We start from the raw sequence: 14126 nt of genomic DNA, 5'->3' as shown, positions 1-14126 counted from the left end.
GACGTTTAGAAACCGATGTTGAACCCGACGGTGTATGTGCGGGCCTGGCCCACGGAGTTGCGGTCAACGCCCGCGCCGGTATTGCTACCCTGGCCCGACGTGCTGTTGGTGGAAATCTCCGGGTCGATGCCCGAGTACTTCGTCAGCAGCGCGGCGTTCTGCACCTGCACGTACACGCGGGCGCTGGCAATGCTCAGGCGGCTCAGCGTGGTGGGAGTGAAGGAGTAGCCCAGCGACACGTTGCGCAGGCGGGCGAAGTCACCCTTCTCAATGTTTGACGACATCACGAGGGCCGAGCCGTTCGACACGTTGTCGCCGTACACCACCCGGGGCCACTTGGCGTTGGGGGTTTCGGTGGCCGAGGTCCAGCGCTCCAGAATATCCGTCTGGTTGTTCCAGAAGCGCTGGTCGTGCAGGCCCGATTTCGTGCCGTTGTAGATGTAGTTGCCGCCCGAGAACTGGATGAACACGCCCAGGTCGATGCCTTTGTAGCGGAACGTGTTGTCAAACCCGCCGTACCAGGTGGGCAGCACGGGGCCGTAGTACTGGCCGTCGGCCAGCTGCGTGGGGGCCGAGGTGTTGCGGCCGTCCATCGTCGTCCAGCCCGTCGCGCCGGCGCCGGTGGTGCCCAAGTGGTTGTACTGCACCACGGTGCCATCGGCTTTCTGAATCATGCGCTGGCCGTTGGCTGGGTTCACGCCCAGTGACGTTACCGCCAGCAGCTCGCCGGCCGAGTGGTCCACCTGCGTAAAGTTCACCGTTTCGAGGCCCGACGTGGCCGTGCCGATGCGCTGGCCTTCGGTGGCCAGGGCCAGCACGCGGTTCTTTAGCGTCGTTACGTTGCCGCTCACCGTCCAGGTAAAGGGTTTGTTCTGGATAGCGTTGAAGCGCAGGCTGAACTCGACGCCGCTGTTCTGCATCGAGCCGATGTTGGCGGCAATAGAATTGTTCGGGATGCCCTTGGAAGGGGCCTGGGGTACGTTCAGAATCAGTCCGTCCACCAGGTTGCGGTAGTAGGCGAAGTCGCCCTGCAAGCGGTCTTGCAGGAAGCCGAATGAGAGGCCAATATCCGTTTTCTTGCTCACTTCCCAAGTCAGGCTCCGGTTGCCGGCGTTGGAGTAACCCAGCGAAGCGTTGGAAGCGTAGAGGCCCGAGCCGTAGGTCGAGAGCGTCACGAAGTCGTCGATGCCCTGGTTGTTGCCCACGCTGCCGTAGCTGCCCGTAATCTTCAGGAAGCTAAAGGCTTGGGCGAAGGGAGCATTCTTCCAGAAGTTCTCTTCCGAAATGGCGTAGCCCAGCGACGCGCCGTAGAAGTTGCCCCACTTCTGGTCGCCCCAGGCCGAGTAGCCGTCGCGGCGGAAGCTCACTGAGGCCAGGTACTTGCGGTCGTAGTTGTAGTTCATACGGCCGAAGAATGACACCAGGTAGTTGGTGCCTTGGAAGTTGCCCGCCGCGGCAATGTTGGTGAAGTTGCCTTGGAAGTTGGTGAAGAACGGGTCGGCCACCGTGGTGCGGGTAGCGCCCCAGCGCTGGGTATTGGTCACCTGCTGCTCGTTGCCGGCCAGCAGTGAGAAGTTGTGCTTCTCGCCAAACGTGTGGTCGTACTGGGCCGTGTTCTGCCAGTTCCAGCGCTTGTTGGTACGGAAGTAGTTACTGGCCGCGCCGCCCGTGGAGAAGCCGTCGCCGGCCAGGGCCGTCTGGAACGACTTGTCTTCGAACGAGATGTTGTTAATGCCGTAGCTCGTGCGCAGGTTCAGGCCCTTCACAAGTTCCCAGTTGGCGTACACGCTGCCCTGGATTTCGCTGCCGTCCGAGTTGAAGTAGTTGTTCTGCAGATCCACCACCGGGTTGTAGTAGCCCGGCAGCAGCGGGGCCCCGGTGGTCGAGGTGGGGTTGAGGTTAGCGCCCGGCCCAATGCCCGAGCCGCTCACGTTGTAAGTACCGTCGGGGTTGAAGGCCGGAATGTTGGGGGGCAGCACCAGGGGCAAGCGTCCCAGGCCGGCCGTGCCAAAGGCGGCGTCGGCCACCGAGCCCGAGTTGGGCGAGGCATTTTGGGTGTTGGAGTAGCCGAAACGCACGCCCACCGTGAAGTTCTTGTACACCTTGTGGTCCACGTTCAGGCGGCCCGAAAGGCGCTGGAACTGGTTCTGGGTCAGCATACCCTTCTGGTTCGTATAGCCAATCGACGTGTAGTAGGTGGTTTTTTCGGTGCCGCCCGAGAAGTTCACGTTGTGGCTCTGCGAGAAGCCCGTGCGGTAGATGTAGTCGTACCAGCGCGTGTCAATCACGTTGCCGTTGGCGTCGAGTGAGGGCCGGAAGCCTTCCACGTTGGTGGCCGCGGCCCCAATTGCGGCGCGGTTGGCGTTCAGGTTACGTACCGCCTCGTTCTTGATCATCATGTAGTCCTGGGCCCCCAGCACGTCGTAGAGCCGCACGGGCTTCGACCAGCCGGCCCAGCCGTCGTAGCCAATTTTGCTCTGGCCTTTTTTGCCCTGCTTGGTGGTGATGAGGATGACACCGCCCGCCGCCCGTGAGCCGTAGATAGCTGTCGCCGAAGCGTCTTTCAGTACCTCCGTGCTTTCGATATCGTTGGGATTCAGGTTACTCAGCGGGTTGTTGGGCACGCTGCCCACGGCCGAGTTGTTGCCGCTGAACGCCGGGATGCCGTCAATCACAATCAAGGGGCCCCCGCTCAGCGAGATGGAGTTTACCCCGCGGATGCGGATGACGGGTGGGTTGTTCAGCACCCCGTTGGGTGTGGTGATGCTGACACCCGCGGCCCGGCCTTGCAGCGCCTGGTCGAAGCTCTGCACCGGCAGGTTGGCAATCTCCTTGCCCGCGATGGTGGCCACGCTGCCCGTCAGGTCGCGGCGCGACTGCGTGCCGTAGCCCACCACCACCACTTCGTCAAGGCCCGTCGGATTAGCAGTCAGCTTGATGTTAATGGTTGACTGGCCGTTAATTCTGGCTTCCTGGCTGTCGTAGCCCACGAAGGAGAAAACCAGCGAGGTAGCGGTGGCCGGCACTGCAAAACTGTACTTACCGGCGGCATCAGTTGAGGCCCCCAGCGAAGTGCCTTTTGCCACAACAGTTACACCCGGAATGGCCGCCCCGTCGCTGCCAACCACGGTACCCGAAACGGTGCGCCCTTGGGCCCGGAGGTCCTGCGCCGCGAAGACCAGAACCAGGAAAAAAAATAACAGTAGTATTCTTCTCATGAGTTTAATTGTGTGGGAAATGGTGACTGTGCTTGCGAATATAGTTGCGCAATCCTAATCACTATATGTATTCTTCACAATTAAATCATGTAGCCTTCACGGTTTTTAATACAATATTTTGATAAACAATAATTTATATAAGAATATCTATCAAACATTACCAGCGAATTGCCTTAAATAATGAGGGCCCTGCTTACAGAACTCCTCATCTGCTGGGGTTCGGTAAGTAGGGCTCTCATTGCGAATAATGCATGGTGAATAACCAAGGTTCCGTTAAAAGCTAGGGTATCGGCGGCATAAGTGTACTAATTCGACTAATAGACCTTTGAAGAAAAGGGCGGTGTATATAAAAGGGCTTGTTTTGCTTTTTGACTCGTTGCGCCGCAATGCGCAGCGCAAAATCTAACCCATACGCGAGCACTTGATGCTCATTGGTTGCGTAAATCAGCCGGAATGCCAAACTTCAGCAAAGTGGAGATGCCGTGCCGTGGCAACTGCCTACCACGGCACGGGCTGGTTTTGCCAGGTCACGAAGCTACCGTTCTCATCGGCGTGGAGCTGATCGGCCAGGCGGATGATGCCGCGGGCTGAGTCGCTGGGCTCCTGAGCGGCGTGGTCACCGCCCATGCCGGTGCGCATCCAGCCGGGGTCCACCACCACCGAAAGGACGCCCTGGTGGCCCACTTCGGCGGCCAGGCTGCGCATGTACATGTTCAGGGCGGCCTTGCTGGCGCTGTAGTGGTAGGGGTCGCCGGAGGCTTTCCAGGTGAGCGAACCCAGGCCCGACGAGATGCTGACGATGCGGGCCTTGCCGCCCGCCCGCAGCAGCGGCAGCAGCGCCTGCGACACGAGCAGGGGCCCCACGGCGTTGATGCGGAAGGTTTCGACGGCGGCAGCGGCCGAGAGCTGGCCCAGCGGTTGGGCCTGGCCGCCGGGCTGGTACACGCCGGCGTTGTTGATGAGCACGTCCAGGCCGCCTACGGCCTGGGCGGCGGCCTGCGCCGCGGCGGCGATGGAGGCGTCGTCGGTCACGTCGAGCGTGAGCAGCGTCAGACGCTCGGGGTACTGCCGGCGCAGGGCTTGCAGCTCGCGGGCGGCGTCGGGCTGGCGGCTGGCGGCCAGCACCTGGTCGCCGCGTTCGAGGTACTGGCGGGTGAGTTCGAGGCCCAGGCCCCGGTTGGCCCCAGTGATGAGAATGCGCTGCATGAAAAGTAAGAAGGGTGAAAACCACCCGCCCGAAACCCCGGCCGGGGCCCTGGAACCGCCAGGGCCCCGGAAAGTTGAGCAGGGAATAGCCTTCCTTCCAAAGCCCACCGGGGCCCCGCCGGCAGCCGGCTAGTGGTGGGCCAGCCCGGGCGCCACCAGCGGCAGGGCCCAATTCAGCAGCAGCACGCCGGCCAGGCCTACCACCGACACGATGGTTTCCATGGCCGTCCATGAGCGCAGCGTGTCTTTCACCGACAGGTTGAAGTATTCCTTGAACAGCCAAAACCCGCCGTCATTGAAGTGCGACAGCAGCAGGCTGCCCGCCCCGATGGCCAGCACCATCAGGTTGGGGTCGGCGTGCGACTGGGCCATGGTGGGCAGCATCATGCCCGCCGCCGTGAGGCCGGCGATGGTGGCCGAGCCCAGGCTGACGCGGATGACGGCCGCAATCAGCCAGCCCAGCAGCAGCGGCGGCAGGCCGGTGCCCTGCAGGCCGGCGGCAATTTCGGTGCTCGCGCCGCTCGCCACCAGCACTTGCTTGAGGGCCCCGGCGCCGCCAATGATGAGCAAAATCATGGCGATGTCCTTCACCGCGCTGCCGTAGGCGTCCATGATGTTGCCCATGGTTTTGCCCCGGGCCAGGCCCAGGGTATACGTGGCCACGACGACCGACAGCAGCAAAATGATGGTGGGCTCGGAAATAAACGCCAGCGCGGGGCCCCACGCGCTGCCCGCTGGCAGCGCCAGCCGCAGCCCGGCCGCACCCAACAGCAGTAGCACCGGCAGCAGCGACGACACAAAGCTGTTGACGCGCCCCGGCAGCGCGCTTTCGGGCAGGTCCTCGGCCACGAAGCCGGCCAGCGGCCGCGACACGATGCCCTTGAGCGTGCGCGCATAAAGGGGCCCCGCGAGGATGATGGCCGGCACCGCCACCAGCAGCCCATAAATAAACGTGAGGCCCATGTTGGCGTGGAACTGCGCCACCAGCACCGTGGGCGCGGGGTGCGGCGGCAGGAAGCCGTGCATCACCGAGAGCGAGGCCAGCATGGGCAGGCCCACGTACACGGCGGGTAGCTTGTACTTGTACACCACCGAAAAAATCAGCGGCACCATCAGCAAGAACCCGACATTGTAGAAGAGCGGGATGCCGATTACGAAGCCCGCCGCCATCAGCGTCCACTGAATATTATTCGTGCCGAAGGCTCGAATCATGACGGCCGTAATTTGCTGGGCGGCGCCGCTGTCGGCCACCAGCTTGCCCAGCATGGCCCCCAGCACAATGATGACCACCACCGAGCCCAGCGTGTCGCCCAGCCCCTGGTACACGGCGGCCAGCAGGCGGTCGGGCGGCAGGCCCAGGGCAAAGCCCACCGGCAGCGTCACCAGTAAAAATGCCAGAAAAGCGTTGACCTTGCCCCAGTTGATGAGGACCACCAGGCCCAGCACGGCCAGCAAAATCACGAGCAGGGTCATACGGGCGGCCGCGGCGAGGACGGGAAAAACCGCCTGGGCCCGGGACCCCCGGCGGCGGTTGTGGGGGGTGAAGGTAGGAGCCGGCGGGCTTGTTGCGCAGATTCTGCCCACCGTACGCGGTGGGGCCCCATGGCACGCCAAAGCCGTCATGCTCATCTGGCGTTCGCCTGTCGAAGCACCTCTTCCGCAGCAGTAAATGATTACTTACGCAGTAGAGATGCTTCGACAGGTGGACGCCAGATGAGCATGACGGCCTTGGTGCAGCTGCTTTTAGCAGGGCCCCGGGTTTAGCCGGCGGCTACAGCCCGGCGGCGGCTGGTTTTGGGGGCCCGCTCCTCGCCCTGGGCAAGCAGCTCTTCGTCGCGCTCAGTGGCCTTCTTGCTCCAGCTCAGCGAGAACAAATCTTTGCGGCGGTCGCGTAGGTTGCGCACGGCGCCGCTGGTGTTCAGGTCTTTAAGCAAGTCCAGGTCGAGGTCGGCAATGAGGGTCATCTCCGTGTTCGGGGTAGCCTCGGCCACGATGGCGTCGTGCGGAAACGCAAAGTCGCTGGGGCTGAACACGGCCGACTGCGAGTACTGGATGTCCATGTTCTCGACGCGCGGCAGGTTACCCACCGAGCCAGTGATGGCCACGTAGCACTCGTTCTCAATGGCCCGGGCCTGGGCGCAGATGCGCACGCGCTGGTACGAGTTCTTGGTGTCGGTCCAGAAGGGCACGAACAGAATTTTCATGCCCTCGTCGCTCAGTAGGCGGCTCAGCTCCGGAAACTCCACATCGTAGCACACGAGGATGCCGATTTTGCCAAAATCCGTGTCGAAGCACTTCAGCTTGTCGCCGCCGCGCATGCCCCAATAGCTGGCCTCGTCGGGCGTCACGTGCAGCTTGTACTGCTCGTCCACGGTGCCGTCGCGGCGGCATAAGTAGCTCACGTTGTAGAGCTTGCCGTCCTCGTATACTGGCATCGAGCCAGCAATCACGTTGATGTTGTGGCTCACGGCCAGCTCCATCATGCGCACCTTAATGGGCTCGGTGAAGGCCGCCATGCCGCGGATGGCCGCCGACGCCGATTCCTCGTTGGTGAGGGCCATCATCGGGGCGTTGAAGAACTCGGGGAACAGCACGCAGTCGGCCTTGTAGCCGCTCACCGTGTCCACGAAAAACTCGATTTGTTGGTAGAAATCCTCCAGGCTGGCCGTGGCGCGCATCTGCCACTGCACGATGCCGATGCGCACGTTGGACTTCGTATTGCCGATGAGCTTATCGAAATCCTCGTCGTAGTACACGTTGATCCACTCCAGCAGCGTGGCGTACGCCTTTGATTCCGAGTCGTAGGGCAAATAGCCGCGGATGATTTTGCGGACGTAGAAGTCGTTCGAGAGCTGGAAGGTGAGGATGGGGTCCTTGATTTCCATGTTGCGCACCATCTCCACGTACTTGGCGGGCGTCATCTCATTGGCGTAGGCGGCATAGCCTGGAATGCGGCCCCCTGCCACCATTGCGCGCAGGTTTAGATTCTCGCACAGCTCCTTGCGGGCGTCGTAGAGGCGGCGGCCCAGGCGCAGGTTGCGGTACTCGGGGTCCACGAACACGTCCACGCCGTAGAGCGTGTCGCCCTCCTCGTCGTGGGTGTCGAACTTGCCATTGCCGGTAATCTTGGCGTAGGTGTGCTTGTCGCCGAACTTGCTGTAATCCACAATGATGGCCAGGGCGGCGGCAATCAGCGTGCCGTTGTCCTCGATGCCAATCTGGCCCTCCGGAAACTTGCGCAGCAGCGCGGCAAACTCATCGGCCGCCCAGGCGCCCTCCATGCCGGAGTACACCTTGTCCATGATGACCTTGATGGCCTTGAAATCGGAGCGGCGCAATTGGCGCAGCACCAGCTTGTGGGCCGGAATGGCGGTGGGCGTCAGGCGCTCGTCGAGCACGGGCTTGCCGATTTTCTTGTGGTGGGTGCCGCCGGGTGTGGCTTTGCCGTTGGAAATAACAGCCATAAAAATTAATTGGAAAAATGCATGAACGGGGCCCGAACAACCAGATTGGCCGGGGCCCCAAAAGTATTTGTGCTAATGGGTGGAACGAAGCCAGCTGCTTTAACGCGAACCGGCGCCGCAAGGTGCGGCGGCCGGGCTCAATTCCCACGCCCCGCGCCGGCCGGTGGGGCCCCGGGGGCCCTACGCGGCCGGCGCCGTGGCCCGCATGCAAGCGGCCAAAAAGCCGTTGAACGCTGCGCTTTTGGCCAGCAGCAGCCGCAGCAGGCCAATGCCCACCAGGGCCGTGGCAATGCCAGCCAGCACGTCCAGCACGTAGTGGTGGCTGGTGTACACCGCCGCAAACCAGATGCCCAGCATGATGCTGAAGAACAGCAGGTTGAAGAAGCCCGAGCGGTTCTTCACCGCATAAAACAGTACGATGACCGGGTAGGCGGAGTGTAGCGAGGGCATGGCCGCGAAAACGTTGGCATTTTTGGTGTAGATGGACTTGAAGATGCTCACCCCAAAAAAGCTGTCGAATCGGGCCAGGCCCGCCGTGCTGCCCATCGCCAGCGGCTGGAATGCCAGGCCGTGCTGCTGCACATACCACGGTGGCGCGGCCGGGTGCAGGTAGTACACCACAAAGCCCAGGAGGTTGACCAGCAGAAAGGTAAGGGAAAACTCAAAGAACAGCCGGCGGTTGCGGAAGAACAGGTAGCCGGCAAAACCCAGCGGAATGGGCACCCAGCACAGGTAAAAAAAGCCGCACAGCACGTCCAGAAACGCGGTATGGTGGCGCAGCCAGAACTCGTTGGGCGTGAGGAGCTGGCCGCGGTAGCCGATGCCGAACAGCGCCTTTTCAGCGTGGTAGAGGGGCGCCACGTCCACGGCCCGGAAGGTATAGTTGGGGAAGGCCCGCAGGTAGTCGTAGAGCACCCAGAACACCACAAAAATGGAAAACCCGGTGATGAACCGGCGCGTCGTAGCTGAGAGGAAGTAGCAGGCGTTGCACAGCCCCACCAGTACCAGCTGCTCGGGCCGGAAGCCAATCAGCACGTAGGAAAGCAGCAGGTAGACAAGCGACAGCGCCGGCACGAGCAGGGCTCCTAGGCGGCGCGTCGGCCCTGGTGATAGTTGGAGCATATGGGAAAAAATAGGGCCCTGGGTAGGGGGCTAAAGCAGTTTTATTAACCTGGGGCAGTTTTGGGGGTGGCGTATAATTTGAACGCTGTAGGGGCGGGGCTTGCCCCCGCCCGTCGTTGCACAGAACCGCTGGTTTGGCGCGTACGTCCGGGCGGGGGCAAGCCCCGCCCCTGCATTCACTGATTCCGAAACCACTCTACAGCCGCACTACACGTCCACCCGGGCCACGGTGGGCTCGCGGGTGGCCGCGTTCCAGCCCTTGAATTCGATGTATTTAACGTTGGGCACCCAAAACGTGCCGCCCTCGATGTGCAGGTACACGCGCGTGAGGGCAATTTGCTGGTTGGCCACGCGCGTAAACACGTGGTAGGCGTTGTCCGCGCCGGATTTCATCAGGTAGAAAGGTACCTTGTCGTAGGCGGCAAATTTCAGCTCGAACTTGTTAGGCCCCACGCGCTTGGCGCTGAGGCCGTAGGCAAATTTGCGCTGGATGAAGTTCAGGGCTTTGCGCTGCCCGCCCTCGGGGTAGCGAATCCAGAACACGTTGATGGGCTCTTCCTCATCGAGCTGGCCCGCGCCGTCCACGTTGAGCTGGTAGATGACGGTGTTGGTGTTGGGCTCGCGCTGCAAGTAAAACAGCTGGTTGGCCACGCCGCTGGGCGTCGGGAACGCCATGCGCGGCTCCTGGGGCCCCGCCAGCGACGGGTTGGCCAGGCACAGCGCCACGGCCAGCACCGCAGCCGCGGCCGGCGCGGCCACCTTTTTAGCGGGCGCGGGCAGGGGCCCCGCCGGGGCAGCCCGCAGCTCGAAGGCCCGTTTGGCTTGCAGCAGCCGCGACACGGCGGTGATGTTGGACAGCACGGCCAGCACGGTGAGCGGGAAGGTGAGGATGGACATGGTTTCGAAGACGTGGAACGGTACGCCGGGCACGAACAGCTTGTAGTCGCCGCCCAGCACCGCCGAGGCGAGGCCGCAGGCCAATGCGCTGACGCCCATGAGCACGACCCGTTCGGGCCGCTGCATCAGGCCGCCCTTGCACTCCACGCCCAGGCCCTCGGCCCGGGCCCGCGTGTAGCTCACCATCATCGAGCCGATGAGGGCGATGAACGTGAAGAGCGACCCCAGCAAATAGTGATGCGCCACCAGGTAGTAGCAGATGCCGAGGAAGGTGAACAGCTCGCTATAGCGGTCCAGCACCGAGTCGAACATGGCGCCGTACTCGCTTTTCATGTTGCCCAGCCGTGCCACCTGCCCGTCGAGCATGTCGAAAAGGCCGGCGAACAGAATCAGGGCCCCGCCCCAGCCCACGTAGCGCAAATCGCCCCGGTTGCCCTCCTCGGCGCCGATGATGAATACCGCGGCCACGCCCACGTTCAGAATCAATCCCGTCAGGGTCACGCCGTTGGGCGTGAAGCCGATTTTGATGAGCAGGCGAACAAACGGGTTGATGACGGTGTAAATCCCGGTTTGCAGGGCGGTGCGTAAGGCGTCAAAAGTCATGCAGTCAAGGGATTAAAAGTCGAGCTTGAAGCGGCCCCGCAGGCCCCACTCCGATACGTTCGGGTTGGTGAGGTACGTCAGGCGCTTCACGATGTCGAGCCGGAACAGCTTAAAAATGTTGGCTACCCCCACGCTGGCCTCCGCGTACGGCAGCCGGCCGAGGGTGAACGTGGTGGGCTGTCCCTGCGCATCGCGTAAAAACTGGTAGAGCGCGGGGTGCTGCGACGGATCATTCTCCGCGCGGATGCCGCCGTAGAGCAGCTTCAGCGAAGCGGTTTCGCGCAGCTTGAGGGCCTTAATCAGGGGCAATTTATTGAAAAAGAACCCGTTGAAGTTGTGGTCGATGAATAAGCTGGCGTAGTGGTCACTCGAAAACTCCAGAAAATTCATCAAATTATACGAATTCAATTGGTACGAGTACGTCTGGTTGGCCCGGTGCACATCGAGCAGCGGAAACGGCACCTGCCCCGCCACGTAGCCTCCCTCCAGCGTCACGTCGGAGTGGCCCAACTGCGAGAGGTAGAAGCGCTTGGTGGCGTTGGCGATTAGGTTTCGGTAGTTGTACTCGCCCCCCAAAAAGCCCTTGATGCCCGTGCCCAGCCGCACCGTGAAGATGGGGTAGGGCCCAATAATGGGCGAGCGGTAGAGCTTGCCCTGGTAAAACTTCTCCTTGGGGGCCCAGCGCAGCAGCACCGACAACTCCGTGGTGGACAAGGTAGTAACGGAGTTGGGCTGGTCGCCCACCACGTTGCGGAAGTAGAGACTGCCGGCCGGCGACTGCTGCAACTTCCTAAACCCCAGAGCGTAGGAAAAGTGGTTGCTGAACTCGTGGACGTAATCGAGCCGGTACACGTCGTTGTAGAGGTACCGGTCGTTGATGCCGCGCTTGAAGGAGAGCAGGAAGTTGTCTTCCTGCACAAATTCCAGCTCCTGCCCCGGAATGCGGGTGTCGCGCTGGAAGCTGGCCCGGACGAAGTTCTGCGGGAACGTGTAGATGGACTTACCGTTGAGGGCGTAGGTGGAGCTCAAAAAGTACTTCCACTTCTCGTCCTTAAAGCCGTAGGCCGAGTAGGTTTCGAAGTAGATGCGCTTGCTGAATTCGGGGGTGCTACGGCCGCCCACGCGCAGCCGGAAGCCCTCCACGGGGTTGAAGCTGTAGAACGTGTTGGAGGGCCCCACCTCGAACGGCCCGAACGACTTGTAGCCCGATATCAGAAATGTGAACAGCGTGAGGGTGCGCTGGAACGACTTGATGGTCTGGAGCGTATCGACGTTGCGGTAAATGGCGCGCTCGTTCTGCGTGAGGCTGTCGGGCCGGTTCAGCTGCCAGAAATTAGGGTCGCGCTGGGCCAGGCTGTCCACGGGCACGCGCGCGGGGCCCTCGTACACGCCCGGGGGCCCCGGCTGGTTCACGCGGTACTTATCGAACGACACCGTGCGCTCGCCGTAGAAGCCGGAGCCTTTTTCCGACAGGCCGAAATCGATGCCCAAAAAGCTCTTGCTCAAGTGGTAGCGCTTGTCGGGGTTTTCGGCAAACTGGAGGTTGGCGTCTAGGCGCTTGACGAAGTTCAGGTTGATGCGCTTGTCCACCGACAGGTTGGCCTGCTGCACGGCGTAGTTGCCGTCGAGCGTCACGTAGAGCTTGCCCGCAAAGAGCATGTCGCCCTTGTTGCGCGGGAAAAAGCTCAATTCCACCAGCTGCGGCACGTGCTGCCGCAGCGTGTCGGAAATGTAGAACTGGTAGAATGTGGGCGCATTGTTGGCAATGGGGCTCAGGAGCTGGTTGCCGAGCAGCGCCACGTTGTTGGCGTAGATGTCGATGTCCTGGTACATCCGATTGAAATAAGTGCTCAGGCCCTCATTGTCAATGAAATGCTTGTCAAACTCCACCTGCTTGTTGCCCAGCGCGATGGACTTGCGCGTTTCGGGGTCCTTGCGGTAATACTCCCGGGCGAGCTTTTCCTCGATGTAAATGGGCAGGATGTTCACCCCGCCCGCCGCCAGCGAGTCCTGCTTTTTGAACAGGAACTGGTAGTTGCGGAAAATCTTCCGGTCCTTGAACTTGTCGGATAAGTTGCTGAAGGAGAAGGTCATCTTCTCGTACTTCTCATACTCGACGTAGCGGTAGCTTTCGGGGCGGTTCTGCTCCTTGTGCTCGATGACCTGGCGGATGAGGGCCACGGCCGGGTTGTCCTTGTTTTTGTAGCGGGGGCCCTTCGAGCCCGTCACTACTACTTCGTTGAGCAACGCCGCGTTAGTGGCCAGCTGTACGTTGATTTCCTGCGCCTGGCCCGCCACGAAGGTCTTGACGACCGTGCGGTAGCCCAAGTACGTGAAGGCTAAGGACGTGTACGGGGCCGGTACTTGGAGCGTGAAGCGCCCGTTCTGGTCGGTGTTGGTGCCGATGCCCGCCTGCGGCACCGTTACATTCACGAAGGGGAGCTTTTCCTTGGTTTTGGCGTCCGTCACCACGCCCCGCAGAATGGTTTGGGCCCGGGCCCCAGGGGCCCCCGGCAGCAGCAGCAGCAGCCAACAAGGCACGGCAAGACCGCAGAGCTGGTTAAACGGACGGTTCATGGCTTCTTAAAAACGAAATGCAGCTGCAAAAAATAGTTGAAGCCCACGCCCACGAGTAGGGAAACCGCCGCTTTGCTGTACACATAATTGAGGTGCAATAGCTGGGTAAACAGACAAACCCCAGCGGCGTTCAATGCCATACTGCCCAGCCACACAATAAAGTACCGCACGCCCTGCGCCGGCGCGCCCTGCTTCGGGGCCCTAAAAACATAGTGCCGGCCGAGGTAGAAGTTGGTGGTGCCGCCGGCCGCGTTGCCCAGCACGGTGGCTAGCAGGTACCAGGCGTGCAGCCCCTCCACGCAGCCGATGGTGACCATAAAATCGATGGCTGTGCTGGCTACCGAAGCCGCTTGCGCCTTGAGGATTGTCGGGTAGCGCACGGCCTCTATACATAGCCGAGGTGCACGGCGGTTTGCAGCAGCAGGCTAGTGTAGAGGCCCGCCAGTACATCGTCCATCATCACGCCCACGCCACCCGGTAGCGCCTCCATCTTTCTAATAAACAACGGCTTAACAATATCAAAAAACCGAAATAGCACCAGCCCCAGTAGCAGCCGGGGCCCCGTGATGGGCACCAGCAACATCCCTACCCACATGCCCGCCACCTCGTCGATAACGACGCGGTAGCTGTCTTTACCCCACTGGGCTTCGACGCGCTGGGCGGCCAGCGTGCCCCCGGCCAGCAGGCCCGCCGTGAGCAGGCCCGCCGGCCAGGGCCGCACCGTGGGGCCCCCGGCACGGGCCAGGTACAGCACGAGGCAGGTGGCGGCGGCGGCTACCGTGCCCCCGCCCTTCACATACCCGATGCCCAGGACGGAGGCAATTAATTTAAACAAGTAATTATTTGAAAGTAAACGGGTTGCCAGTTGTGTGTTGCTGGTTGTTAGCTGGTTACAGAAGGCATCAGGCCGTCATGCTGAGCGCAGTCGAAGCATCTCTACCGCACACTAAACCAATCGTTTAACGAAGCGGTAGAGAGGCTTCACTTCGTTCAGCATGATGTTCTATTACCCCTTCCTACCCCCTCACCTTCCTGCCCT

Annotated in this window: 9 protein-coding genes; all 9 read right to left on the bottom strand. The window is 61.6% G+C overall.

Features of this window, described 5'->3' with window-relative positions:
- Nucleotides 1-5: 5 nt before the first annotated feature.
- On the bottom strand, nt 6-3218 hold the full coding sequence (locus tag DDQ68_RS10550; RefSeq protein ID WP_109656265.1) for a SusC/RagA family TonB-linked outer membrane protein: 3213 nt from the start codon (nt 3216-3218) through the stop codon (nt 6-8).
- A 498-nt stretch (nt 3219-3716) separates the two neighbouring features.
- Entirely contained in the window at nt 3717-4424 is a 708-nt protein-coding gene (locus tag DDQ68_RS10545; RefSeq protein ID WP_109656264.1) for an SDR family oxidoreductase, read from the bottom strand.
- Nucleotides 4425-4553: 129 nt separating this feature from the next.
- The gene (locus DDQ68_RS10540; protein WP_109656263.1) at nt 4554-5897 is read right to left on the bottom strand and encodes a gluconate:H+ symporter; all 1344 of its coding nucleotides are present in this window, start codon (nt 5895-5897) and stop codon (nt 4554-4556) included.
- Between the two features lie 287 nt (nt 5898-6184).
- Entirely contained in the window at nt 6185-7726 is a 1542-nt protein-coding gene (locus tag DDQ68_RS10535; protein ID WP_245897437.1) for a carbon-nitrogen hydrolase family protein, read from the bottom strand.
- Nucleotides 7727-8068: 342 nt separating this feature from the next.
- Nucleotides 8069-9010 carry a phosphatase PAP2 family protein gene (locus DDQ68_RS10530; protein ID WP_109656261.1) on the bottom strand — a complete coding sequence of 314 codons (942 nt, stop codon included), beginning with the start codon at nt 9008-9010 and terminating at the stop codon, nt 8069-8071.
- 207 nt (nt 9011-9217) lie between these two features.
- Nucleotides 9218-10510 carry a DUF4833 domain-containing protein gene (locus DDQ68_RS10525; protein ID WP_109656260.1) on the bottom strand — a complete coding sequence of 431 codons (1293 nt, stop codon included), beginning with the start codon at nt 10508-10510 and terminating at the stop codon, nt 9218-9220.
- Between the two features lie 12 nt (nt 10511-10522).
- Nucleotides 10523-13087 carry a DUF5686 and carboxypeptidase-like regulatory domain-containing protein gene (locus DDQ68_RS10520; protein WP_109656259.1) on the bottom strand — a complete coding sequence of 855 codons (2565 nt, stop codon included), beginning with the start codon at nt 13085-13087 and terminating at the stop codon, nt 10523-10525.
- Nucleotides 13084-13467, bottom strand: a complete 384-nt coding sequence (locus DDQ68_RS10515; protein WP_109656258.1) for a GtrA family protein — start codon at nt 13465-13467, stop codon at nt 13084-13086. Before DDQ68_RS10515 ends, DDQ68_RS10520 begins: the two co-directional genes overlap by 4 nt.
- Nucleotides 13468-13472: 5 nt before the next feature.
- Entirely contained in the window at nt 13473-13922 is a 450-nt protein-coding gene (locus DDQ68_RS10510; RefSeq protein WP_109656257.1) for a phosphatidylglycerophosphatase A family protein, read from the bottom strand.
- Nucleotides 13923-14126: the final 204 nt, after the last annotated feature.

It is taken from the genome of Hymenobacter nivis (assembly GCF_003149515.1).
Classification (GTDB): domain Bacteria; phylum Bacteroidota; class Bacteroidia; order Cytophagales; family Hymenobacteraceae; genus Hymenobacter; species Hymenobacter nivis.
Note: the sequence above shows the minus strand (reverse complement) of the source record. Positions and strands in the feature narration are given on the sequence as shown.